A 24,465-nucleotide genomic window follows, 5' to 3' on the forward strand; every position below is an offset into this window, starting at 1 on the left:
CAAAAGATGTTAATCGTTGGGGCGGGTGGACATGCGAAGGTCGTGATAGAAATCGCGCGGGCTCGAGGATTTGAGCCCGCCTGCTGCACGGATGCGAACCCCACTCCGAGAACTGTTTTGTCCGTCCCCGTCATAGGGGGGGACGAACAGCTAGAAGCGATTTTCGCTTCCGGCATTCGATTGGCGGTTGTGGCATTGGGAGACAATGCTCTACGTGTCAGGCTTTCCCGCCAGTTGCTCGATATGGGCTACGCGTTGCCCGCGCTTGTTTCCCCAGGGGCGCTGGTCTCCGGGAGTGCATCAGTCGGTAGGAGCTCGGTCGTTATGTCTGGCGCAGTGATCAATGCGGAAACCATCATAGGCGATTTTGCAATCATAAACACGAATGCATCGGTTGATCACGATTGCAGTGTGGGCCATGGGGCCCATATCGCCCCGGCCGCGGCTGTGACAGGTGCTGTCCGAATTGGCGAATGTGCGTTCATCGGTGCGGGCGCGATCCTGCTTCCTAATATTAGTGTTGGTTCCAGCGCAATAATCGGTGCTGGTGCCGTGGTCAACCGTGACGTGCCCACTGGCGCAAAGTTCGTCGGTATTCCAGCGCGTCCTCTGTCTTCTGGTGAAGTGAAATGAGTGTTAGAAAGATCAGCGTTGCGGCACCGCGTTTGTCGGGAAATGAAAAGCGCTATGTAAACGAAGCGTTGGACTCGACTTGGATATCATCGAAGGGTGAATTCATCGACCGATTCGAGGAACAAGTTGCTGAGATGGCAGGTGTTGAGTATGCAATCGCATGCAACAACGGCACAACCTCCCTGCATTTGGCTATGGTAGGACTCGGCTTGCAACCCGGTGACGAAGTAATAATGCCAGCGCTCACCTATATCGCTACGGCTAATTGTGTTCGATATTGTGCTGCCACACCCGTTTTCGTGGACAACGATCCACGCACTTTCAATATCGATCCAGAGAAGCTCGAGGCTGCTATTACGCCTCGGACACGGGGCATTGTGGTTGTTCACTTGTATGGCCAGGCGGCTGACATGGACCCCATCCTAGAAATCGCGGAACGGTATGGCTTATGGGTACTTGAGGACGCGGCGGAAGCCCACGGTGCTCTATACAAGGGGAAGCGGGTAGGTGGCCTTGCTGCGTGCGGCAGCTTCAGTTTCTTCGGCAACAAAATTGTTACAACCGGTGAAGGAGGTGCGGTCACTACCAATGACTCAGATCTCGCGGCCAGGATGAGACTGCTTCGCAATCAAGGCATGGATCCAGATCGGCGTTACTGGCACCCCGTAATTGGATTCAATTACCGAATGACGAATGTTACAGCGGCGATAGGCGTCGCTCAGATGGAGAATCTTGAACGCTCGCTTGCAGTACGCAAAAATATCGGCGCCCATTATGACGAAAGGCTAGCGCATTTGGGGAAGTTGGTCGTACGACCATATGTCTCAAATGAATGCACGCACGCGTACTGGATGTATACAGTGCTGATAGGTGATGAAGCGCGTTTGGCGCGCAATGAACTGATGCGAACTCTCGAGCAGAAAGGCGTGGAAACGCGCCCTGTATTCTTTCCTCTGAATCAGATGCCGCCCTATTTTGACGAGAGGGTGCAGGTTCCAAATGCAGTTTTCTGTAGCGAGCGTGGTATCAATTTACCTACTCATGAAGGCCTATCGATCGACGATATAGATTACGTTTGCGATGTCATCGTACAAGCATTGACTTGATGGATGGTATCGTCGTTTAAGGCATTTGAAAGATTCGTTAATTGGCCGATTTAATTTTTCTAAGCAGAAAGTAGTTTGGGAACATAAACTTGAAAATTGCTATCATTCTCCCTGAAAAGGCAATATATCGGGACGTTTGGCGCGCTGCGAAACTAGCTGAATTACTTCAGTTTCTTAAAGGCGCCGACGGTGCGGAAGTTGAAGTAGTTATCGGCCTACCTAGGGCTGCGGATGAGGTCTGGCGGCGCGGCGAAGCTGAAATTAAAGCGATAGCTCCTCGCTGCATCGTACGACATCTCGGGTGGGAACGAGTAGCGACCGAAATGGCTCTTCGCATGTACCCGGCCATACAGTCAGATCTGGAAGGAATACATGAAGTCTCAATCCCTCGTGACTGGGGTTGGAACTTTACCGATTGCGATGCGTGGATCGTGCTTGCAGACGCATGGCACGGGGCCGTTCTTCCTTTAAAGCCCACGGCATTTTATGTTCGCGATTTGGCGGCGCGCTATGTGCCGAGCGCTTTCGGTCAGGATCTCCACGCGCCTTATTGGGAACGACAGACAGATGCTTTTAGGCTTTGGAGGCAATCGCACGCGGTCGTCGCTTCTAGCGATGCCACACTAGATGATTTATCGAGCTACGCTGGTGTCCGGAGGAGCCGACTAATTAAAGTGCCTGCATTTCGAGCATTGCCCGTGAGGCGTGTGAAGAGCGAGCGGACTGCCGATCCGACCTTGCTTTGGCTCGTAGAACCGGATGCCGGATATGATCTCGCGAATGCATTGGAGGGGCTTCGGATCTACAAAGCAGAAGGAGGCTTGGCGCGAATACTGGTTGCTGGTGTGAATGCACACCGTTTGGTGTCTAGTGAGTTGGCATCGGAACTTCGGACGGTGCCAACTTGGTCCCGTAAAGTGCTTGAGTGTGCGGCGCTCGAGCCAATTGCGCACGAATCTGATCTTCGCAGGCTTATTCAACGAGTGGATCTTGTCTGGTCTAGTGCTCTGGCCGATGGCGAAAATGAGGGTTTGGTGCGCGCTAGCGCAGCAAACCTTCCTTTCATCGGCTACCGCTATCCACAAAGCGAAATGCTAGCAGAAGCTCTTGGCGTGAGAGTTTCCTTCTATAATCAGAGCACCCCGCCCGAGATCGCTGACGCGCTACATCTAGCAAGTGACGCAACGTCTTTTTCTGGAATTGAGCGAGACAGTACGTTGCCTGCACCTACCCTTCCTGAGGAATGGCTTCCAGTGTTGGACCGACTGTTGAGGTAAGATGATGACAGAACATGTGGAACGTGTTCCCATCGGCATATGGAGTGAATTGCCGCCGGGCGCTCGATGGGCCAATGAAGGCATCTCGCGAATTGTTGGGTTCACTATTGAGGGGGGTGCAAAGAACGCCGAGTTCATTTTTCATGTACTCGTTCCAAGGGGTATGGCTGAGACGGTGCGCGAAGATTTACGCAGTCTCGCTGCGACGGAAGGGGTTGATTGGCAAGTGCACGAGGCCACGGAAGCATTTGAAAGAGATTGGATCGCTTCTAATCCGAACGGTGTTGCAGGGTTTAGCAACTTCGTGGCCATAATGGCGGCCTACGCGAATTTGCATATTCAAGTTTCCGGTTGGCTGAATACTTTCCCACACTTCACAGGATCACAACTTTTGACGCAGGGAAAAGCTGCGTTGCTACCCGATGCGATTCCTTACGACTTTCCAATTGGTTGGGACTATGAACATTACTGGTCCGACGAAGGCGAATGGGTTCGTTGGCTGCGCATCGCTCAGGAAACTTTGAGGGATGCGGAGGCTGTGGTAGCGCACTCGAAGCATGTCGCGACGCGGCACGGTGTGAAGCTCTTGGGCCTCGACCAGCGTAGTATTTGCATCAACCCACATGCTCCGCCGGATCTGTCGTCACTGTTACCTTTTGTCACCAATCGCCAGAAGACTAAAGCAACTCGAGATTGTGCTGCGGCGATATTGAGGCGGTTTGCGGAGGAGCGATCAATATCGTATCTACGGGATTTTCCATTCGAAGAGGTTAAGTTCGCGTTCGTAGCAACCCAAGAGCGAATTACAAAGAATGTCGGGCGAGCTGCGCTTGCAATCAATCGGATGCTGCGTCGAGATCGAGTTAGCCTGAAATTACTTATGACAACGCCGGTCCACTGGGGCGCGGATTGGACTCTGCTTCCGAGCTTGTTGGAGGCGCAACAATTGCAGTTCGACGTGCTTTCGCTACCCGATGTTCCCCGCGAAGTTCATGCTGCACTGTTCCACTGCGCCGAAGTTACGATCCATCCTTCATTTTATGAGGGTATCGTAGGCACCCTCACGTTCTACGAGTCGGTGAGTGTAGGCACGCCGTGCATCATGGGGCGGGGCCCGCATGTTGACGAACTACTTGAAACCGAGCCGGAGTTGGAGCCACTCGTATTCGATCCCTACGATGTCGAAGGAATGGTAAAGCTTATAAATGAAGTAATAGATAATCCATCCAAAGCACTTGCGACGCAACTGCCAGCCTATGAACGCCGGTTGGAGCGGGGCTGGGACCAGGCCGCGCGCGTATATGCAAATGCCGCTTCAGGCAAGGCGAGGGGGGGGTGGTAGTGAAAACTCAAGCAAGCGAAGAAGCTATGGGATTTCAACATTCTCAACGAAAGTCCGTTGGAATTTGGACGGAATGGCCGCACGGCGCACGTTGGTCAAATGAGGGAATGACCAGACTGCTCGGCTTCATCATCCAAGGTGCCGCGGCAAGCAAGGAGTATGTATTTCGAGTCGTGGTTCCAGCCTCGATTCGTAGCGAGGCGGAGGCCGATCTTGGTTCACTGAACGCCGTGGCTGGTACAGATTATACAATTCACTCACCGCCACCGGGGGCGATAGCCGAAGGAGACTTTGTCGCATTAGCGAATTTCGCCAACACCAATGTTGGCGTCGACGGTTGGCTAGTCCTCTATCCCTATTTTCACCACGCGCTGATGCTTGACGCTCCCGTTGCAACAATTTTTCCGGATGCAATCCCAATCACATTTCCCGTTCACGATCCAGCCGCTTGGGGCGAGGATGGCTATCACTTTCGCTGGCGAAATCAGGTTCAAGAGTTGTTAAGCGGCTCTCACCGAGTCATAACGTTCTCTCGCCATGTTGCGACCGAACAGGCGACGCCATTGTTTGGGGTCGATCCGAGTAAGATACGGATCGTGCCACACGCTGCGCCAGATCTGATCGATTTGCTGCCTTTTGTTTCGAACCGACAGAAGACAAAAGCGAGCCTGAGCGAGGCTGCGCAGATCTTACGGCAGCATGCTGCGGAGCGCGGCTGGCGATATTTCACGAATTACCCTTTCGAAGAGATCGACTACATCGCGGTGTCAACTCAGGATCGGGTTACGAAGAACCTGCGCATTGTCGCGGAAGCCTTTCGATTTCTGGTTCGCGAAAATAGGGTAAACATAAAGCTAATAATGACTGCGCCCTTGCATTTCGGTGCAACATGGACTGCTTTGCCCGGGCTGATTGAAAGGGAGCAACTAATCCCTGATATCGTTTCGATGACCGACTTGCCGAGGCCTGTACATGCCGCATTCTATCATTGCGCCAAATTGACTGTTCATCCTTCGATATTCGAAGGTGGCCTCGGTCCGTTTCCCTTCTATGAGTCCGTCAGTGTAGGAACTCCCTGTCTTATGGCGGCTGGTCCGCACACGCGAGAGTTGCTGGACGATGCGCCCGAGCTAAACGATTATATGTTTGATCCAAACGATAGCTTGGGCTTGGTGAAACTGATCAAGTACGTCGTTTCTAATCCGGTGAGCGCAATAGATAAGCAACTGGGTATATTTGAGCAACTGGTCGCCCGGGGATGGGATCAAGTAGCAGCTGACTATGCAAGCTCCGCCATTTACTGAAACATCGGTGCGATGAGTATTTCTGATAAAGAAGCGTATGATGGCGAGTTGGAGATGGCGGTTGCTTGTATACAGGCAAGCAAGTCGATCTTAATCGACCTTTCTATGAGGGCAGAGTTGATTGAACATAGGGTCGCAACTGTACAATCAGAGTTGGAAGACCTACAACGAAGACAACGCATTCCTTTGGATGATGGTTTTGTCGCGGTCAGGACCACTGTTGGTTGGGTAGTCGTTGGAGAAGAGGAGTTCAGCTCCCTCGTTTACCTCAGTGCGGGGACCGCCACTCACGAAGTCGGGACTACCGAGGTACTAAAGTTTCTGGCGAAGCCGGGCGATGTCTGCATAGACGTTGGAGCTCATATAGGATTGCTAACAATCCCGCTAGCCCTTCAAGTCGGGCCTAACGGACAGGTTCATGCTTTCGAACCTGTGCCACGATCCGCTGAAGGTTTGCGTAGAGCTTTGATCATCAATGGGATAGCAGATCGCTGCTCGATCCATGTGACGGCACTCGCTGATCGTGCTGGCTTCGCGCGGTTCTATGGTGGCACAAATAGCATGATGGGGTCGCTGTACCCCGGGAACGACCCATCAGGCCATGTTGATGTACCCGTTACGACGATAGATCGCTCATTTGAGACTGGCTCGAAAGTCAGTATCGTCAAGATCGACGCGGAAGGTGCCGAGCCGGCGATTGCGCGTGGGATGGAACGGATCGTTCTTGAAAACCCAGATATCGTGATCGTTGCCGAGATGGGACTCAGCCATTTGGAACACACGGGATTGACGATTGACGAATGGCTGTCTGCGTTTAATCAGCTTGGACTTTCAGAGCATTGGTGGATAGAAGAGAACCAAGCGCGGGTCCACCCTTTCAGCCCTTCAGACGCTACATTATTTCATTCAGTCAACATTCTTCTCTGCCGTCCCGGCAATGAACGTTTGGCGGCATTAGCGAAAATGAATGATGAAGAAATGTTAGAGAAAAATCTCGAAAAAATGCCTACTTCCGAATCGCCTACATCAACTGCGGACGAAGAGATTTCAATCGTCCGGGAGTTGCAGCAAGTTAAAAAGTCTTTGTCGCAAGAGATTGCCACGGTTAGCGCTGTTTTGAATGACGAGATAATTAGGTTGCGGAACGAACTTGCGTTGGAATTACGCCGCAATGAGTTGTTGTCTCGTCAGCGCGCTACAAATATAGCGCGTGTACACGAACTTGCTGACGAGTGCAGTCGTCTTGAGCGGGAACTGCAGCGGGCGTATTTGGGGGGAGGCGAGAAGTGCCAGCGAGCGCTCGCACTCGCCGAATCGCGACGTGTAGAGCTCGTCCAGCGACAAGCTGAATTGTCGGATACTTGTCGCAAGCTTGCGGAAGCACAGTCACAGCTGGCTACGATTGTCTACCGTGGCGTGCTAGCCCCGAGTAGGCGTGGCTCTAAGCCATCGCCGTTTTCAGCTTTGAGGCGAAGTGCCCTTCTTGCTGCAGCCAGAAAGTGCATGCGGAGCGGCGCCAAGGCGGACGCTGCACGCCACTACGCTGAGCTCTTAGCACTTGACGGCACGAAGATGAATGTCTGGAAACAATTCGGACATGCATTGCGCTCATTCGATAAACAGGCATCCCTACGAGGCTATCTCAGGGCTTTGCGGCTCGATCCGACGAACGTTGACACCTGCCTGCATCTCGGCCACTTGCTGAAAGATTTAGGTCATGTGGAGGGCGGCCTACTCGTTTTTCGTGCAGCCCACGCGATAGCGCCTGATTTTGGCCCTGTGCGAGAGGCGCTCGAAGCGTTGGGAGCCGAAGTGTCTGATGAAAACGAGCCGACATTGAAGGCGAGAGAAGCGCGTTACAGTCTTAGGCAGCATGTCACACTCTGGAAGGCGCAGGCCGCAGCACGTAGCGCTCGCTGGGAGGACGCGGCGGCCCTGTATCGCAGACTTGCTGCTACTGCTCCGGCAAATGCGACTTGGTTAGTTCAACTCGGCCATTCCGAGAAAGAGGCAAGACGAATGGCCGAGGCCGAACAGGCCTATTATGCGGCGGTAGCGGCGGAGCCCTTGAACTGGGACGCAAATTTCCAACTTGCGCATTTCTTGAGGAGCAAAGGTGATCGGGAAGGTTCAAGCGAATACTTCCGTCGCGCGATCATTCTGGACCCCGACATGCCGACCGATTGACATGTTTCGACGACGCGTATCCCCAGGCTTCCAACGTGGCGATAAATGCATCTAGAACACTTCTTGAATTGACGAAGCGTAGGCCGGGCAACGATGTAGGAACCGCATTCGGCGCCCTGAATCGTTCGTATTTGCGCTGGACGCAACATGCGTCTACCTTGGCGAAAGTCAACTTGATTGGATTGAGATCGCGTGACTAGGGCAGCAGAAGCTTGCATCATTCGCCGGCCGCTTAATTCATGCAAGGGTGATACGGTTGCAAAGTAGCGCGTCCACATGAACGTAAACCTGGCCAGTAATCTTTCGGGGGTAAAAGCGTATACGCGTATAGGCCTTGCCTTTCGGCTACAGCTGCGTAGCGTCTTGCTAGACCTTGTGCAGGTTTCCGTCGATCACGCCGACATGCCTTTCAGTGCGGACGTTGGCCGGCAAGTATGGGCCGGTGTTGCTCAAGCTGCACTGGCATTAATTGCATCCGATGAACTGTCACACGGCATTGCCGGAGCGGTCAAACCACGGCCCCAAGTTTCCTTCAATGCGGATTTCGGATTAACGGGACAGCGATTCCGGTAAATCCCGGACAGTCGTTTCACTAAATCGCGGACAGTCTCGCGGGATCGACTTTCGTTCGCCTGGTTGATGTCATTTGTTATTGATTTCGGCGTTTCGCGTTTCGGTCAAGAGCGAGGTTTGCTTTTGCTTCCTCATGCTATCGCCTTCGAGCGCAATTCGGTGAGAGTTGTGAACGATGCGATCGAGGATGGCGTCAGCGATGGTTGGTTCGCCGATCATCTCGTGCCACTGCGCCACGGGGAGTTGGGCGGTGATCAGAGTTGATTTCCTGCGGTAGCGCTCTTCGAAGATTTCCAGGAGATCCAGCCGCTGCTGATCGCTGAGCGCATGGGTTCCCCAGTCATCCAAGATGAGCAGTTGAACACGTGCGAGCTTGTCGACCAATCGAGGGAACCGACCGTCGAGGCGCGCCAGTGCCAAATCCTCGAAGAGACGAGGCATTCGGACATAGAGAACGGAATAATCGAGGCGGGCTGCTTGCCGTCCGATGGCACAGGCAAGCCAGGTTTTGCCGGTTCCCGTTTGTCCGGTCAGGATCAAGTGCTCATGGGCTTTGAGCCATTCGCCTTGTGCCAGGGAGAGAAGCTGTCTGCGGTCAAGGCCGCGATGGGCGGCGAAGTCGATGTTCTCGATGCAAGCGTCGGGGAAGCGCAATTTGGCGATTGCAAGCCGGTTGGTCAGGCGCTTGTCACCGCGCACGGCCATCTCCCGGTCGAGCATCAGACCCAGCCATTCGTCGCGGTTGAGATCGCTGCCCTCGGGCTGATTGGCCAGTTCACGATAAGCTGCTGCCATGCCGGATAGACCGAGTGCGTGCATCTGGTCGAGGGTTGGATGTGTGAGCATTCAAGTGTCTTCCTTTCTTCACTGGTAATAGGAACTGCCGCGGATGTTGCCATGCGGCGGGGCTGGCTTGACCGGCTCGGCGGCTGGTGGAGCTTGATCGAGGCCGGATTTGAGGATGGTGCTGACGGAGGAATAGCTGGTCGCATTGATCGTCAGCGCCCGATCGCACGCGGCTTCAAGACGCTCAGGTCCGTACCGGCGCGCGAGTGATAGAACGCCTTGAGCGGCGCGGTATCCCTGCTGGGGATGGGGCCTATCGCGCATCAGCCGTTCGATCAGGATCGCAGCGTTGCGGCCAATCTTTGCGGCCTGCTTGATCAGGCTCGCCGGGGTGGTGTTGGCATAGTGCTGATGCGTCTTGGGCATGTGTTCGTTGACGGTGACGTGACCAGCCCGCTGCGACGTCCGGCGGTGACTGGCGACGCGTTGGTGATCATGGAAGACCTCGACGATCCGGCTTGTGAGCCGGACATCGACCTGGCGGCCAATCAGGCGGTGCGGCACGGAGTAGAAGGCCTTATCGACCTCGACATGATAGTCGGGATGAACCTTTGCCGATTTCCATTCGGAATATTCGAATGGCGTTGCTGGCAAGGGGGCGAGCGCGTCGCGTTCGATCGCTTCGAAGAGTTGATGTCGGGATTTGCCAACACGCCGCATCGGCCGGTTATTGAGATCGTCGAGGAGCTGGCTGATCCGCACATTGAGATCAACGAGGCTGAAGAAGCGCTCATTCCTCAGTCGCGCCAGGATCCAGCGCTCAACGATCAGAACGCTGCCTTCGACCTTGGCTTTGTCCTTCGGCCGTTTTGGGCGGGTCGGCAGGATCGTCGTGTCGTAATGTTCGGCGAATGCTGCAAAAGTGGCGTTGATGGTCGGCTCGAACCACAAGGGCTTGGCAACGCCGGCCTTGAGGTTGTCGCAGACGATCGCTTTCGTTACGCCACCGAAGAAGCTCAAAGCCCGTTGCTGACCCTCGATCCAGTCTGGCAGCCGTTGAGTGAAGCTCGCATAGGCGAAGGTGTACAAAGAGGCCGGCAGAACCGCGACGAAGATCTGCGCCGGCCGGATCTCGCCCGTCGCCGGATCAATGACGGGGACGGTGTGACCAGCATAGTCGGTCTGCATCGCCGCGCCGGCGGTGTGGCGATTGCGGAAAGTGGCGCTGGCGCGCTGTTCGAAAGCGGCGAAGCGCTCACAGAACCAAGTGTATCCATAACCGTTCGGGTGCCGCTCGCGATATTCCTGCCACAACAGCGTCAGCGTCACGCCCTTTCGCTTCAGTTCACTGGCGATCTGGCTCCAGTCAGGCGCGTGCATATCCTGGGGCGGGCGGCCGCGACGATGGAACAGGCGACGCTGCAACACAGCGTCCTCGTCAAGGCCAGGCGGCAACGGCCAGCCCGTCAGCCCGGCCTCACGCGCCCGCAGCAGGTAGGTCGAAATGGTCGTTTTGCTGATCTTCAGCCGTTCCGATATCGCACGAACCGAAAGCCCCTGTTCGTGCGTCAGTCGCAATATCGATCGAATGTCCTTCACGTCAGTAAGTCTCGCCTGCTTCCGTCTCGCCATTCCCCGCACCCCTCTCAAATCGGGGTCCAGAATGGCAAAACGGCGCGTGCGAAAGTCGATGTTTTAATCGCCGAAAGACTGTCCGGGATTTACCGGAATCGCTGTCCGGGAATTAGCGGAAATGCTGTCCCGGATTTAGTGAAATCGCTGTCCGGGATTTAATGGAAACCCTGTCCGCGAATTACCGAAACCCGCACCTTCAAGCCATGCGAGGCCAATTGCTGCGTCCGAGCCATTCGGCGATAACGCGGCTCCGGAATGCGCTTGCGATGGGTTATGCGTCCTTCGCCCACGACACGTGAAAGTGCGCATCCATCCAGCGGCAGCGCCCCCGAGAACAGGACAAACTGGCAGCCTCGCCTCTGCTCACACCCGTCCAAGATTTGGATAGCATGAGACCGCGTGCTCCTTGCAGGAAGGGTTAGTTCTTTTTTAGCATTGCCTTTACGTGCTTGAAATGTTGGTCTACCTCCCGATCTGCCGGGTCTACCTCCCGGCAAATAGAATAGGCGAAGAGTGCGCCTTCATACATTGATTGCTCCTTTAATGCATGGCCTAGTTGCTTCCATGCGGAAGCATTGCCTGGTGAAGACCTAAGGTGGCGCGTATAGAATATCTCTGCCAAGCGCCAATGATGCCTTCGTGCCGCAAAGCGCGCGGCTTCGAGCCACAGACGCCCAGCGTTTACAAAACTGGATCCGCTCGAATTAGAAAGAAAACGGATCGCAAAGCGCGCGGCATCAACCGATCCGACGCCTGCGGCGTCTCCTTCGCGCACTGCCTGCGAACGGGAATAGCCACGGATGGTCAGCATCTCCAATAACGCATTTCGCGCTCCCGCATCGTCGGCACGTATGAACGCAATCGATGAGAGCCCAAAATATACGGGACCAAGTTCTTCATCTAAGACGTAGGAAGTTCCGGAGCAAAGCGCGCGCACTCTAAGGACACCGTCGGCTCCCACTAGGCCATCAAGCTTGAACACCTGCTGCCTGGCTGGATGAACTGCAACCAATTTATACCCGGCCCCTGCGTTGAGTCTTACTATTGTACCCGCACTCGCAAGAATAACCTCGCAATACACCTGCAATTTCACGCCCGCTTTAAAATCGGTTTGAAACTCTATTACCGCGTCGGTTCCATTTACCCATGCAAGGTCTTCGCCGCATGGCAGCCAACCACTTTTGCGCGACATTCGGGCGGTTACTAACAAATCACCAGATCGATCAAGCAGTGGTAGTTCTTCTGCACCTAAACTGTAGAAGATTCCTGGATTGAAGCTGAAATTTGATACGGCAGCGGTCACGCCTGTGTCCGGGATACATTGAAGGGCCCCAAAAAATTCGCCGCAAAAAGCGCTCCAAGTCTTCGGCACAAAGCCTTCTTTGATACGCTGTTCCCAATCTGCAATCGCGGAGCGGTCCGCGAGAAGGCCGCGAACTGTGTTAAGACCATCCGCCACATCAAAAGGATTGATATATTCAGCGAAGTCGCCTCCCACCTCTGGCATCGAAGTGGTATCGGACGTCACACAGAGTTTGCCGTACGCTAGGCTTTCCCCGACAGGCAGTCCCCAGCCCTCGGCGAAACTTGGGTAGATTGTAAACAAGCAACGACGATACAAGTAATTCAGCTCGTTGTCGGTTACGTTATTGTATATTCGTAGCCATTTCTTCGTCGCTTCGGTTCGCGTTATTTCCTCCTTTAGTGGTTCAACATTCCAGCCCCATTTCCCAACAAAGACCAGTTTAGGAAGTTTGATGCGTCCTTCTAGAGAAAGATTCTTCCAAATATTCATCAAATAGAGATGGTTTTTCCGGATCTCGATCGTCCCAACGCATAGGATGAATTCTTGGTCCTCAAGTTCAGCAAGGGAGGCGGGGGCGCTTGTTACCGCTTCTGTTGCTGGCAACTCTGTCGGTAATTGAACGGCACGTACAGGTAACGAAAGATTGAGGCGTGTGGCTATAAAGCTCTCCACCTCCCCTTTTACGAATTCGGAGTTTGTCAGGATATGGTCGCAGACGGCAAGTACGTCGACCAAAGACCGTCTAAATGTTCTATTTGCGATCGCTGAGAGGTACTCTGGGTTTTTTAGCTGGATTAAATCGTGAACAAACAGAACATTTCGCACACCAGTATTGCGAAATTTAATAAGGAGGTCGTGGTTGTAGTAAATCCAAAATGCTCCAACCATCACGAAACGGTCGTTCATTCTCGGCCACAACTCTACCCGACTTTCGTAGACAGAGTACATATGTGCCTCTATCTCCTCTCGTGTCGCCATTCCCGATTGCAGCGCGATAACTAGTTGTTCCATTGCCAATGGGTCTGCCGCGAGGAAGCGTAACCGATCAAATTCGGGAATCACAGGAATCGTCTCAAGTCCGGCAAGGTGGCGGTTGGTGATCAGGTTGGCCGTTACCCGTTGAATTCCGCTGACCGTCACGTTTCCATCTCGCGCATATGCGAGGAAATCCGATACGTCGATCCATACTACAGGCGCTTTATTTGCCAGGGAGCGGACGAGCGACTTGCCCCATTTTGGCAACACTTCTCCTTCCGCGGGTCGCAAGGCGATAGCCTCCCTATCGATCTCCAGTTTCATTTGCAAATCGGGCTCCGTAGATTTGTCGTAGCATGGCTGCAGAGGACATGAAGCCGCTCGATGACCGTACATCGCGTTCTTCGTCCCGCGTACCGCGGCTGGTTAGGATTTCGAGTTAGATGGCAAGGATGACGTTTGTCGCCACATTCAAATTTCCGCTTGTTTTTGCAGAGAGATATCAAGCACCTCAATGACGCCTTCTATTGCCCCCACTTGAGAATAGAGCCGAATCTCAATCGCATGAAGCGAGGAGTCAATTTCAAAGTCCATTGAAGTCGAGAATGCACCACTAAGCGGAATTTCACCCTTAGCGGCAACGAGAACTCTATCTAAGCCCGGAGTATATATGTCGATCATTAGACGAGCGCCCGAGTGGTTGTCTCGGACATCAAAGGTTAAAGTTATCAACCACCGACCTCTTGGAACATAGAGATACGGGCCATACGATATAATTCGCGCTGGTCCGAGGAGTTCAATGGGACTTGATAAAGGAGAGCCTGTCTCCGCGTTAACGAGGGCTTCAATGGGCCAGTGTATAGTATCGATGTAGGGATCTATAAGTAACGGCTCGTATGATTTTCCAAGCGTTTGAATTATATCTCTTTCTTCAATCGTATAATTCCGGGCGTACGTCCTCATCTTCTCACTGGAATCGTAAACAACCCGGCACGCCCTTAGTACAGTCTGGTTGGGATCAAGAGGATCTCGATGCGCATCGAGAGCTTCCTGCAACTGTTCCTCGGACACCGGGAGGTCAAGAAAGGAAGCTATACGGCTCAAGAGCCAAAGAAGCTTGTCGTCTTCCGAGAATCTTATGACTGCGACATTCGGCACGCCGGCAAGGGTATGCATCGATGAGAGTTTACGCGTAACTTCTCTCAAAGCTGGATAGAATTCGAGGTCATATTGGCATGCGCTGAATGCGTGAAGCTCATCAAAGGGTTCGGCTACCAAAATGGCAGGCAGGCGTGTCCGAACGATAAGTTGAGCAAGTATTTCTTCGGGGCAATCCGAGCAAATTAGGCAAGGAGCTCCATTGCGATTGGAAAGGCCGGCTTTGAGAGACTCTGCGGAGTTGGCATCACATACGAGCGTAGGGCCATGCGCCTGCTCAACCAGGAAGCGCGTGAGACGCGCGACCAACATGAAGCGAGGCGATGTTGCCCCAACCACCCAATAAATCACCGGACTATTCCTGATAAAATGTCGGTGATAATGCTTCTCATTTTGCTATTCGGGGGAACGGGTGACAATCGAGATTTTCTTATCATAGTGACGAGTATATCCTAAGCGCAAAGTCAAGATCGTCGAACACTTTCCCCCTGCCTGCCTTCAATACGAGTGCCTTGCTGCAGTATTCTTTGATAATGTTTATATCATGACTAACTAATATCATCGAGCAGTGTTTTCTTTTTACAAAGAGTGCATCATGACTCTTTCTTTGAAAGCGCTGGTCGCCCACCGATATTACCTCGTCTATCAGAAAACACTCAAAGTCGATTGAAAGTGTGAGCGCGAAAGCGAGACGCGCTCGCATTCCGGAAGAATATGCCTTTACGGGTAGCAGCAGATGTTTGCCAAGTTCAGCGAAGTCATCAACTTGCTCAATGGTGTCTTGAATGGGCTTGTTGTACAGCCTCGCTATGAAGCGTATATTGTCCAATCCGGTCATTGATGTCTCAAAGCCACCGCCAAAGGCTACAGGCCAGGACATAGATAAGCCACGATAAATAAATCCCTTCGTCGGCTGCTCTACGCCTCCAATTAGTTTGACCAGAGTGGATTTCCCGGCGCCATTGCGTCCGAGAACGGCGATCTTTTCGCCAGGCCCGATATCGAAGGATACATCGTTCAACACGGTCTTGACGCCGGAAGGCGTGTGATACTCTTTTACGATATTCCGAAGCGTAATTGAGTCCTGTCGGAAAGGGGTAAAATCGACCAAGCGCCGTGTGTCGTTCATCAAGCATCCTCCAAGACGAGGCTCCGAAGACTCCTCACTATCGTGAAGATTGAGAAGCTAATAAAGAGCAAAAGTCCGATGTTTAGAATGCGGGTGGGGTGGCTATTCTCGTCGCTGAAATGAGGCGTTACGACGGTGTCTAGGTATAGCTTATCCGTGGCGGCGCTTTGCCTCGCCTTCAACAATGAGGCTTCGGCGGAAATGAGATTTGTTTCCGCGATCTTCTGTCGAATCGATAGCTCTTCAAAACGCTCCATTTTCTTTGCGATGGAGGAGTCGCCGCCTGCCAACTCCTGACGAATCTTTGTGAGCTGTTGAGTGAGCGCTTTGTGCCGCCGGCGTAACTCCGGTAAACTAGGGTTGCTTGGTGTTAGGTACTCAACCTGCGAAATCTCTGCGTCGAGCGAGGTAAGTTGCGTGAGGAGTCCGCCGATGAGGCCACTCGACACGGACACTTCGCTGTCAACATTCAGTATCATGTTCTCGTTGCGGTAACGCGTAATCTCCGATTGAATTTCGTTGAGATTCTTCTTGCTTTCCTCCACGAGCATTATTGAGAAGTGCGTCGCGTCTTGCTGAGCACGTATATTGAGATCGTTAACAAGTTTTTCACTCGCGGCTACCAGGCGTCGCGCTAGTTCGTAGGCGTCTTCCGTGGTAAAAGCCTGAACATCGATAGTAGTTATACCGGTAGAGGTATTGAAATCGACATCAACGTATTTCCGGTAGTGAAGTAGAAAATCTTCCTTTGTGGTCCCTGTAGCGATGGAGGGAAACCGAGAGAAGATGTCGACTCCTTGTCGGGAGAAGAGCTGCGAAACGAAGCCGTCCCCATTGACCTCATCGATGGCGTCTCTCGAATAGATGAAATCTGTCACGGCATAACTGTTCTCGTCAGAACGCCCGAGACCGCCACCGCCGTCTATGACGCTTGCCAGCCCCGAGCCTTGCTTATTCTGCCGCACAACGAAGGAAGCTGTTGAAGAAAAACGATCCGATGCGATGAGGAAATTGTAGATCAGCCCCAAGACCATTGGTGCTATTACTAGCACAGAGAAGAGACGCGACGGAACGAAACGTTTGAGTCCGTTTACGGGCTCAGGTCGCATCGGCATCTCGTGGTAGACAATTGGCTCGAGGTCGCCCTTTATTGAAGCTACCTCGATAACCAAGTCACGTTCTTTGATCGCTTCTTCCGCTTCCAGACTCATTTCACTTTCGTTCTTTTTTGGATCGCCTACGGTCCGTTAGGTAGAGAGCGACTTATTCGCTTTCGATACGCTTTTGAACTACTCCAATTAGTGGCAAGGCGATGGCGTTCAAAGCGAGCCCGGTGAGAAATAGGTATTCTGCATCCCAGTAGGTTCTGATTCCAGGACCGAAGTACCCTGCGCGAAGCATCTCGTTGCCGTGCACAAAGGGAGAGTATAGCAGGAGTTGCTGTGCGTTAAGAGGCAACCAACCAATCATGTAAAAGGAGCCTGTTAGAGGGATCGCCAGATACATGACTGGCCCGACGAAACGTTCGACTGCATCTGATAGCTCGGCTAGGCATGCTAGTATCGCTGCGAACCCATTGCACCAGAAGCAAAGCAGGATCCATGCGCCGAGAACGATCGTGAAGTCATAAATAGGTTCCGTTACGCCAAGTAGAAGAAGAGGAATGTACGCCACAAAGAACGCAATGAGAAGACCAATAGATTCGAGGATACCGCGAGCGAAGAGAGTATCCGCAGGTTTCACGCATCGATGGAAAAGAAGCCCCGAATTTTGACGGAAGCAGTGAACATAGCGCCCTACGAAGTGTCGCAGTAGCGTCAGGGTGGTATATCCCGTCAAGACCAACGGTGCAATATTAACTCCGTGTTTCTGTGCGCCGTACATCACAGACCAGGCGATCATCACGCCAACAGTCAGTATCAGGGGTTCACCTACTAGCCACATAAAGCCGATATTGCCATGGCCAAACCTGAGCATTAGATCGCGGATTAGAAGTGCATTTAAAACCCGTGTTTTATCTTTCAGTTTTTGCGTCATATTTGCTTGAAAAAACGCTGCCATGACCCGTTCCTAGTGTAAATTCATGTGTTCTTTGCCGCCGGACACAAGAAGGTAGATCATTACGAAGCTGGCAAATGTCAGCAGTGCCACGGTAAAGACTGTATGGATGCGCCTAGGCATTGTAGCCTTGTCTGGTAGGTGAGGCTTGACGATCGGTTCCAGGTAGATTTGTTTGCGCCGTGCTTCTTCGCGCGCTTGGTCTAGTGCCCGAACGGAAGCTTCATATGCCCTTTCAGCCATCGCCTTCTTTAGGATCAGTGGCTCATACGCGCCGAGCTGGGCTGCAAGTCCGTTAACGTCCGAGCCGGCAATTTTCGACCTCTCCACATTCACTTGGTCGCGCAACGCGTCCACGATGCGTCGCTGCCGTACCACCGCGGGGCTAGAAGGAGCGCTTTCTTCGAGGCTGCTGAGACTTACCTCTTCTTTCACGAGATCTTTGATAAGATTCATGACAATGTCGACTCGGCCTGCTGCTGCTTGCTCCAAGTCCACATTCAGTTCTGCAAAACGGAATCTGGTAAGTTCAAGTTGACTTTCGAGAACGCGCTTCTCGGCTTCTCGGACCGTCTGCTCTGCTACTCTCAGCAAATCGTTGCGGCTTCGTTCATTCATCTCATTGACGCGGGCCTCACCCAAAGCGAGCAACTCTTCGAGGATCTTTTTAGCGTCCTCCGCGCGGTAAGCAGAAACAGTAAGAGTAGTTATACCAGTCTCGAAGTCCCTAATAATAACTATCTGGTTCTGGTAATAATCAAACAGGGATTCAATGCTGTCGGAGCCAAAGTATGTTTTGTAACGAGTGAGAATATCGGCTTCTGGGCGACGGTAAACTGACGCAATATCAATCCGTTTGTTCAATCCGGTTAGGGCGTCGCGCGAAAGTACATAGCTTTCGATAGCGTAAGAATCGTCATTCGATCGTGATAGACCGAAGGTTCGCAGAAGGTTCGAGAGGGCCCCTGCTTGCACCGAATTAACGCCGCGTACAATGTATTGCGCTTCAGATACGTAACGGCCAGACGCGATAGCGACAAAAAGGAGAGAGCAGACCGTCGGAATCAGAAAAATGACGACAAACAGCACCAGGGCGTAATGCCGGTTGAATAATGTGCCGAATTGCCCGCGAAGGAACAACTCCCAAGGCCTATCGACCGCGCCTTTGAGCAGGGATGGGCCGCTAGCGTCTGTTTTCACTGCTTCTACCTAACAAACCATATATGAACTGGAGCGCCTGAAATGCATCCGAACGGTAGCTTATTTATGACCGCGTCCGATCGTGGCCACCCTCACGGGCATAAGGGTACGCTTTCCCAAAAGCAAGGACTACCAAAAAATTCGGCGAGCCGCCAAAACCAAAAAGACCAAGAATTGCCATGGAGAATATGGATGACAGGATCCGTTTTGGGGACAAGTTGCAGTTCACCCGTGGGGCCGAACTAATCTTCTTTCGGTTTGTTAGGAGGGGTGCATGTTGCTAGCGAAAAGTGCGGCATTAGGTAGCAAAAACCACCAGACCTAAAATGGCATCGCGACTACCCTGGTTCCGGGTGAAAACGGAGCCTCGAATGAGTGTAGCGTACGAGTTGAAGCAGAAGCGAGCCGCCTTGACTGACAGGCTGCAGCAGCTTGAAAGGGAGCGGGTAGACATTCAGGAGCTGATGAGAGCGCTGGACCGCGTCATCCTGAGCTACGAGCCCGACTATCAGGGATCGGCGCTGACGGGACCTGAACAGGGTAACCGCTCTCGAAAGGCCAAGCCGTCGTCGTCCGAGGTGAAAGCGGCCATGAACGGCGTAAACAAGCGCCAAGCCGTCTTGGAGGTCCTGCGCGAGGCAGGGGAACCGATTTCGGTGACCGACTGCGCAGCGAAGTTTGCAGTCAAGATCGGCATCGCGAGCGAGCCAGCCAATCTCTCAGACATCGCACACCGCCTGTCAGCGGTCCTTACCCAACTGACGACTGCGGGACGCGTTCGGCAGTCCGGCCAGTTCGACGGTCGTAAGGTTCTGTGGGAGGTCGCCCCTTAGCCTTCCCAGATCAGGTCCGGCGGCTTGTTGCCCTGCCAGTACCCACACAGATAGCGTGACGTCGGGCGAGACAGTGCCTGGCCCAGCACCTGGAACGTATGACTGCGATTGCTCACGTGTCGGCAATCCTCGCGCCATGCGAGCTCGGCCACGTACCAGTCGAAGTATTTCAACGAAAACCGATGGTGGATGCCGACATAGGCCCGTTGGACCCGCGAGAAGAAACTCTCGACCTGGTTGGTGTTCGTGCCATCGTCGGTCTGATAGGCCTTTGAGTGGTTGACGCGTTGCAGCTCGTTGAGGCCCGCCAGGTCGTTATAGCTGCCATGCTCGTCCGCGAAGACCGTTGCTTCCCGCGACACGTGATCCCGGACCGCCGCCCAGGCTGCGTTGCTGTCTTCGTCTCGGATGATCCGGGTAAACGTCTGGCCTCCCAGTCCGCGCTGGCGGATCGCAAGAGCGCACAGACGCTTCATGTTCTGGTATTTCCTGAGGCGGCGATCGATTCGATCCTCGGCCTTGTTTTCAGGACGGATGTGGCCGCCAGCGTACTTGCCGTCAATCTCGACCTCGCCATCGAGCACCAATTCCTCCCTGCGCCAGGCGATAGCCTCGCGCAGCTTCATGAGCAGCACCCAGGCCGTCTTGTATTGGACGCCGATCTCACGCGAGAGCTGGAGCGCCGCCTTGCCTTTCACCGAGTTCGCCGAGAACCAGATGGCGATGAGCATCTTCTTGAAGCTCAGCTTCCGCGCATGAAAGACCGTGCCCGAGGTGACGCTGAACACGGCCTTGCAGGTCTTCTCGGTGCATTTGAAGCGGTTGCGGCTCATCGTGTGGCACCGCAGCGTTCCGCACTTTGGGCAGTAAGGCTCGCCCTCCGTCTCATGCCAGCGCAGGCGCTTAAACCAGTTGTAGGCAGTCGTATCCCGCATCCTGGCGAGGTCGAGCACCGTCAGCGTTCGGCACTCTGGCGAGAGCAAGAAGTGCTGGCCCTTGGGTGTGTCTCCGGGTTTCGCCATGGCTCAACCCCTCCGCGATCCGGAGGAGGGTCTGGCGTATTTCCAAGCCCCCGCCCAAGGCACTGACGGCCAACACCGCACTATGCGGGCGATAGGCAATGGCGGCGGTGGTGATGGCGTCGAGGGTCATGTTCAGGCTCCAGTAGTCGACAGCGGGCACAGCGGATCGGCGGCCGAAAACGGCCGCGGAAAGATCAGAGCTGTATGCGTATCATCCTGAACATGACCCAGGTTCTTACCTGGACTTTCCGCGGGAGTCGATCGGAGAAAGGCTCAAATGGTTAATTGTCTAGGCCGCAAAAGCGGTTGGCGAGAACGGAAATGATCCGCTGCAACGGATGATGAACCTGAACCTCTGGTGGAATGGGTTTTCCGTACTTACATCGAAGACACAGGCGTTTCAGAAAGTTGATGTCCGCATGACCGAAGACAAACCAACAGCCATTCGTCGTGCGGTTTCGCTGATCAAAATCCTATGGACGGTTTCGATCATCGCGACAGCAACCGCTGTAGGTGCTTACATCGGCTGGGAAAACCACGGCATCGTCGGAGCGTTGGCGTTAGGATTCGTTGGCCTGGTAGTTGGCGGCTTCCTCAGTTCACCATCGGCTCTCTTGCAGGTGCTATCTTAAAACCCGCGACGCACTCGCCGAACAATGAATTTCTCATACGAGTCAAATACATAAGCCGCATTTGGTGGCTTTTGCTACCTAATGCCGGAAAAGTGTGGGCCGACGCTGGAGATTTTTCATGGGCTCAGGTGCGAACTCAACATAGACTGGAGTAGGCGGAATTCAAACGCGAGCGATATTTGTCACTGTTAAACATGGCCGAGCGCTCGCGTCCGGCACGCCCCATTTCTTCCCTTAGCACCGAATCGTAGGTGAGCTTCTCTAAACCCAAACGGATGGACTCCGTGGAATACGGGTCCACCAGAATTGCTGCGGAGCCCGCGATTTCCCGCATTGCCCCACAGTTGCTTGTCAAGAGGGGCGTTCCGCACAGCATCGCTTCGGCAATTGGTAATCCGAAGCCTTCATAAAGGGAGGGGAAGGCGACTGCGCGGGCACCTCGTATGAGGTTGAACAAGTTGTGACGTGGGACATAGGGTATTCTTCTGATCCGCGGCGGATTCAAGGCGTTCTCTATGTGATCCATGTATGCGCGCAATTCGTGTTTTACTAACCAGCCGTCCTTTCCGGCGATGATCAGTGGGATCTGTATGCGCGACGAGAGAAAAGCTTCCACCAGCCTACCGACATTTTTTTTGGGCTCTATAGCGCCGTAGAAGAGAATGAACTGGCCGCATTCTAAACCGTAGGCTTCCCTGAGTTCCGTGCTCACCTGCTCGTCATCTTTGGTCAAATACTCTGCCGGAATATTTACATCTTGGTAAGTATTTATGACGCGAGTATCCGGAATGTTGAATATAGTGTGAATGTCAATCTTTGATTGCTCGGAAACTGTAATTATTAGGTCTGCTGTCTCAGTAATCTTCTTGATCATAGAAAAATAGGCGCGCTTGTTGTCGAGCGTCATCTCGGGCATCATCAGCGGCACAAGATCGTGTAAGGTGTAAATGTTGTAGGCGTCCTCAAGCCGCGTCGGAACAGGATAGGTCCAATGCGCGGCATCAACGGCCATAACATTGCGAACACGCTGCATCCAGCCAGCTTTAACCAGGTCGAGTGGCGGATCGAATACATCTGGTGCATTCCAGTATCCGTCGACAGCCGGCTGATGCGAGGGCAATCTCGAGTCGCTGGCTTGTTCGATGTGGTAACGTTGTGGCACTGTGGTCCTCAGCGCGCTTACTATCCTCTTAGTATACCGTAGGGGGTAGTGTATCGCCGAAGGCAAGTTTTGCCTGGCGACGGTGGATAGCTTCTCGCCATATAGCAGTTCGACTCGATTGCTCGTGGTTCTAAGATTGTCGCAGAGAGATCGTGCATAGCTGGCGACGCCCGTACCGTTGGGGAGTGCCAGATTCTTTCCGTCAACCAGGAAGGAGCCAATCCGACGTTCGTGATCCATCCCCTAGACCCTCTCTTTACTGGCGGTGTTTTCGACGGCCTCGCGAGTTCGAGGGGGCAAATGACGAGTCGTTGCAGCGGCGGCCATTAATCCCGAAGCGCGTCGTAAACCTTGTCTGGGAGTTAACAGGTAGAATCGCGAATCACGGTTCAAGAACGGGTCTCCTTCGGTCCACGTTGATATTAGCGGCACGGATTCATTCTATGCGAGAATGCCTTGTTGATTACGCTTTATGTAGTATGGAACAAAAAAACGGCGCCAAGTTATAGTCTCTAAGGTGCAGAAAAAGACGGAGTTGAGCGGATCAATTAGGCTGGCGCCCGGTGGGCCAAAATCCCATCGCCAACCACTCATACGTTGATGTCTGTTGGCGAAAACTTGCATCCTATTTATCGCCTTAACTCCGACTCCACAAACACCAGCGCGCTCTGGACATGGCGGTCCCATTCGATGGCTTCGATCTGCGCAGGCAGCGGCTTGTCGTTGCTTCTCCTTAGTGCAGAGATTACCTCGTTCAACAGCGCCTCCCCGTCATGTACCGGCACGAACCGCGCAGCATTTCGGAGTGTTTCCCGATGCGCGGGTATGTCTGAAGCGATAACGGGCAGTCCAAGCCGAGCTGCCTCTACCGGGGGGAGCCCAAATCCCTCGGTTACAGACACGGTTACCAAACCAGCGGACCGAAGCATAAGATCCTGCAGTTCGCTGTCATTTACGTCAGAGACCTCAATCAAATGGTTTGCAAGCTCTCGACTTCTGTCAATAACGGAGAGGACGTTCTCGCACTCCCAGCCTCGGCGCCCAATCAAAATAAGTCGCGGAGTCGACTCGGGACCGAGAACTTGAATCAAGCGGCGCCAAACGTTTAAGAGATGACCGATGTTCTTTCGACCTTCGATCGTACCTACATGAAGAAAGAATGCAGGGTTGCCAACAGACTTGGTCTTCAACTTGATGACGCCGTGGCTGATAGTGTTTGCCAGCGGCACAACAGCCGTCGCTGGAAGATGGCGGTCTCTCGTATAGTTTTCCAACGAGGCGCGAGTGAATTCAGAGTTTACAAGGATTCCTTTTGCATGCCTCAGAACGGTCTCGATACGTCGTTCATGTCGCTCCGTTGCGCCTGCGGAACAATATTCCGGAAATTCGATAGGAATGAGGTCGTGAACAAAAAAGAACGGAACGACAGTGGATCGTGAAAGCCAGCTAAAGCAGTTAGGCTCATCAAGCTGCAAATGCGACGTATGCAAGTACACCGCTTGCACGTCTTGAGACATCAAGCGTCGGAACTGCATAAATCCATTCATGAAGGCCACGGCAACTGTCCACAGGCTATCACCGGCTGCTTTCCTGCGAGAGCGCAGGCTGAGCGGCCTCGATCGATTAGCGTCTATCGGACGAGCTAAGACATCTATTAGGTCCTGGAAATTGGAGTGGCGTGTGGGGAAATTGACTTGCCGATGCTGATTTTCGATACTGTCAAAAATTTCCAGCATCTGTTTCCTAGAAAGCGCGCCACGACCGAGCGGGGTGTTTGCAATAAACCAAACATCTTCGCCACATTTCCCAGAGAGAAGGTAACGGATGTAAGCATGCTCAACCCGATCGATGCCGCTGGGCGTCGATTTCTGAGAGTGAACTAGGGTACGTGTGACATCGAGCAGAATGCGCATACCAAGACGTCTATTCACCTTATCCGCAGGATTCAACAGGTCTTAAATTTTTGTCACGTTGATATGTGCAAAACACGCTTACCCGCATGACAGCTTTTCGTCTAACATGATCTCAGCGCGCTACTCGAACTGCTTTCCGCGAGTTAGCGTCGGAGGCGCACATGAATCGGATCCTCTTTGAGGGCGGTCGAATTCCTGGATATGGTTCGCCCGCGCGGCAGGAGCGCCCACAAC

The 24,465-nt window shown here is 53.4% G+C and carries 19 protein-coding genes; 8 read left to right on the forward strand and 11 right to left on the reverse strand.

Going from position 1 to position 24,465, the window contains the following annotated elements:
- Nucleotides 1–6 precede the first annotated feature (6 nt).
- The 6 genes from ASE71_RS25575 to ASE71_RS25595 all read left to right on the forward strand — a co-directional run bounded on the left by ASE71_RS25575 (nucleotide 7) and on the right by ASE71_RS25595 (nucleotide 7,849).
- Complete coding sequence (locus ASE71_RS25575) at nucleotides 7–633, forward strand: acetyltransferase (RefSeq protein ID WP_060521038.1); 627 nt, start codon at nucleotides 7–9, stop codon at nucleotides 631–633.
- On the forward strand, nucleotides 630–1,739 hold the full coding sequence (locus tag ASE71_RS25580; RefSeq protein WP_060521039.1) for a DegT/DnrJ/EryC1/StrS family aminotransferase: 1,110 nt from the start codon (nucleotides 630–632) through the stop codon (nucleotides 1,737–1,739). The genes ASE71_RS25575 and ASE71_RS25580 overlap by 4 nt, the downstream gene beginning before the upstream one ends.
- Nucleotides 1,740–1,828: 89 nt before the next feature.
- Nucleotides 1,829–3,016 (forward strand): hypothetical protein, encoded by a 1,188-nt coding sequence (locus tag ASE71_RS36015; RefSeq protein ID WP_156400756.1) that lies wholly within the window; start codon nucleotides 1,829–1,831, stop codon nucleotides 3,014–3,016.
- Between the two features lies 1 nt (nucleotide 3,017).
- The gene (locus ASE71_RS25585) at nucleotides 3,018–4,358 is read left to right on the forward strand and encodes a glycosyltransferase (protein ID WP_060521040.1); all 1,341 of its coding nucleotides are present in this window, start codon (nucleotides 3,018–3,020) and stop codon (nucleotides 4,356–4,358) included.
- Entirely contained in the window at nucleotides 4,358–5,662 is a 1,305-nt protein-coding gene (locus ASE71_RS25590) for a hypothetical protein (protein ID WP_156400757.1), read from the forward strand. Before ASE71_RS25585 ends, ASE71_RS25590 begins: the two co-directional genes overlap by 1 nt.
- Before the next feature lie 12 nt (nucleotides 5,663–5,674).
- Nucleotides 5,675–7,849 carry an FkbM family methyltransferase gene (locus ASE71_RS25595; protein WP_060521042.1) on the forward strand — a complete coding sequence of 725 codons (2,175 nt, stop codon included), beginning with the start codon at nucleotides 5,675–5,677 and terminating at the stop codon, nucleotides 7,847–7,849.
- A gap of 642 nt (nucleotides 7,850–8,491) precedes the next feature.
- On the opposite strand, the gene istB is transcribed toward ASE71_RS25595, so the two are convergent.
- The 8 genes from istB to ASE71_RS25635 all read right to left on the reverse strand — a co-directional run bounded on the left by istB (nucleotide 8,492) and on the right by ASE71_RS25635 (nucleotide 18,669).
- A complete protein-coding gene (istB, locus tag ASE71_RS25600; protein ID WP_060521043.1) occupies nucleotides 8,492–9,268 on the reverse strand; it encodes an IS21-like element helper ATPase IstB in 777 nt (258 codons plus the stop codon).
- Between the two features lie 18 nt (nucleotides 9,269–9,286).
- Entirely contained in the window at nucleotides 9,287–10,840 is a 1,554-nt protein-coding gene (gene istA, locus ASE71_RS25605; protein ID WP_060521044.1) for an IS21 family transposase, read from the reverse strand.
- 421 nt (nucleotides 10,841–11,261) lie between these two features.
- Nucleotides 11,262–13,448, reverse strand: coding sequence for a glycosyltransferase family 4 protein (locus ASE71_RS25610; RefSeq protein WP_060521045.1), 2,187 nt, complete (start codon nucleotides 13,446–13,448; stop codon nucleotides 11,262–11,264).
- Between the two features lie 147 nt (nucleotides 13,449–13,595).
- Nucleotides 13,596–14,300, reverse strand: a complete 705-nt coding sequence (locus ASE71_RS25615; protein WP_060521046.1) for a hypothetical protein — start codon at nucleotides 14,298–14,300, stop codon at nucleotides 13,596–13,598.
- 415 nt (nucleotides 14,301–14,715) lie between these two features.
- Nucleotides 14,716–15,411 (reverse strand): ABC transporter ATP-binding protein, encoded by a 696-nt coding sequence (locus ASE71_RS25620; protein WP_060521047.1) that lies wholly within the window; start codon nucleotides 15,409–15,411, stop codon nucleotides 14,716–14,718.
- Complete coding sequence (locus tag ASE71_RS25625) at nucleotides 15,411–16,622, reverse strand: hypothetical protein (RefSeq protein WP_060521048.1); 1,212 nt, start codon at nucleotides 16,620–16,622, stop codon at nucleotides 15,411–15,413. The genes ASE71_RS25620 and ASE71_RS25625 overlap by 1 nt, the downstream gene beginning before the upstream one ends.
- 52 nt (nucleotides 16,623–16,674) lie before the next feature.
- Nucleotides 16,675–17,472, reverse strand: a complete 798-nt coding sequence (locus ASE71_RS25630; RefSeq protein WP_060521049.1) for an ABC transporter permease — start codon at nucleotides 17,470–17,472, stop codon at nucleotides 16,675–16,677.
- A gap of 9 nt (nucleotides 17,473–17,481) precedes the next feature.
- Entirely contained in the window at nucleotides 17,482–18,669 is a 1,188-nt protein-coding gene (locus tag ASE71_RS25635) for a hypothetical protein (protein ID WP_060539343.1), read from the reverse strand.
- A gap of 371 nt (nucleotides 18,670–19,040) precedes the next feature.
- Here ASE71_RS25635 and ASE71_RS25640 point away from each other — a divergent pair, with 371 nt between their 5' ends.
- Nucleotides 19,041–19,502: a hypothetical protein gene (locus tag ASE71_RS25640; protein ID WP_060521051.1), complete on the forward strand. Its 462-nt coding sequence runs from the start codon at nucleotides 19,041–19,043 to the stop codon at nucleotides 19,500–19,502.
- On the opposite strand, the gene ASE71_RS25645 is transcribed toward ASE71_RS25640, so the two are convergent.
- A complete protein-coding gene (locus tag ASE71_RS25645; protein ID WP_162251899.1) occupies nucleotides 19,499–20,455 on the reverse strand; it encodes an IS1595 family transposase in 957 nt (318 codons plus the stop codon). The genes ASE71_RS25640 and ASE71_RS25645 overlap by 4 nt on opposite strands.
- A 410-nt stretch (nucleotides 20,456–20,865) precedes the next feature.
- On the opposite strand from ASE71_RS25645, the gene ASE71_RS25655 reads away from it, so the two are divergent.
- The gene (locus ASE71_RS25655) at nucleotides 20,866–21,156 is read left to right on the forward strand and encodes a hypothetical protein (protein WP_244497387.1); all 291 of its coding nucleotides are present in this window, start codon (nucleotides 20,866–20,868) and stop codon (nucleotides 21,154–21,156) included.
- A gap of 136 nt (nucleotides 21,157–21,292) precedes the next feature.
- On the opposite strand, the gene ASE71_RS25660 is transcribed toward ASE71_RS25655, so the two are convergent.
- Nucleotides 21,293–22,318, reverse strand: coding sequence for a glycosyltransferase family 4 protein (locus ASE71_RS25660; RefSeq protein ID WP_162251900.1), 1,026 nt, complete (start codon nucleotides 22,316–22,318; stop codon nucleotides 21,293–21,295).
- Nucleotides 22,319–22,947: 629 nt separating this feature from the next.
- On the reverse strand, nucleotides 22,948–24,231 hold the full coding sequence (locus ASE71_RS25665) for a glycosyltransferase family 4 protein (RefSeq protein ID WP_060521055.1): 1,284 nt from the start codon (nucleotides 24,229–24,231) through the stop codon (nucleotides 22,948–22,950).
- Between the last annotated feature and the right edge of the window lie 234 nt (nucleotides 24,232–24,465).

This window comes from Ensifer sp. Root954 (genome assembly GCF_001429005.1).
In the GTDB taxonomy this organism is placed as follows: Bacteria; Pseudomonadota; Alphaproteobacteria; order Rhizobiales; family Rhizobiaceae; genus Ensifer; species Ensifer adhaerens.

Bases quoted from the DNA above. Each gene is read 5' to 3' on its own strand.
- ASE71_RS25575 (WP_060521038.1), top strand. From the start codon at position 7: ATGTTAATCGTTGGGGCGGGTGGACATGCGAAGGTCGTGATAGAAATC.
- ASE71_RS25580 (WP_060521039.1), top strand. From the start codon at position 630: ATGAGTGTTAGAAAGATCAGCGTTGCGGCACCGCGTTTGTCGGGAAAT.
- ASE71_RS25585 (WP_060521040.1), top strand. From the start codon at position 3,018: ATGATGACAGAACATGTGGAACGTGTTCCCATCGGCATATGGAGTGAA.
- ASE71_RS25595 (WP_060521042.1), top strand. From the start codon at position 5,675: ATGAGTATTTCTGATAAAGAAGCGTATGATGGCGAGTTGGAGATGGCG.
- istB (WP_060521043.1), bottom strand. From the start codon at position 9,268: ATGCTCACACATCCAACCCTCGACCAGATGCACGCACTCGGTCTATCC.
- istA (WP_060521044.1), bottom strand. From the start codon at position 10,840: ATGGCGAGACGGAAGCAGGCGAGACTTACTGACGTGAAGGACATTCGA.
- ASE71_RS25610 (WP_060521045.1), bottom strand. From the start codon at position 13,448: ATGAAACTGGAGATCGATAGGGAGGCTATCGCCTTGCGACCCGCGGAA.
- ASE71_RS25615 (WP_060521046.1), bottom strand. From the start codon at position 14,300: ATGCATACCCTTGCCGGCGTGCCGAATGTCGCAGTCATAAGATTCTCG.
- ASE71_RS25620 (WP_060521047.1), bottom strand. From the start codon at position 15,411: ATGAACGACACACGGCGCTTGGTCGATTTTACCCCTTTCCGACAGGAC.
- ASE71_RS25625 (WP_060521048.1), bottom strand. From the start codon at position 16,622: ATGAGTCTGGAAGCGGAAGAAGCGATCAAAGAACGTGACTTGGTTATC.
- ASE71_RS25630 (WP_060521049.1), bottom strand. From the start codon at position 17,472: ATGGCAGCGTTTTTTCAAGCAAATATGACGCAAAAACTGAAAGATAAA.
- ASE71_RS25640 (WP_060521051.1), top strand. From the start codon at position 19,041: ATGAGTGTAGCGTACGAGTTGAAGCAGAAGCGAGCCGCCTTGACTGAC.
- ASE71_RS25655 (WP_244497387.1), top strand. From the start codon at position 20,866: ATGAACCTGAACCTCTGGTGGAATGGGTTTTCCGTACTTACATCGAAG.
- ASE71_RS25665 (WP_060521055.1), bottom strand. From the start codon at position 24,231: ATGCGCATTCTGCTCGATGTCACACGTACCCTAGTTCACTCTCAGAAA.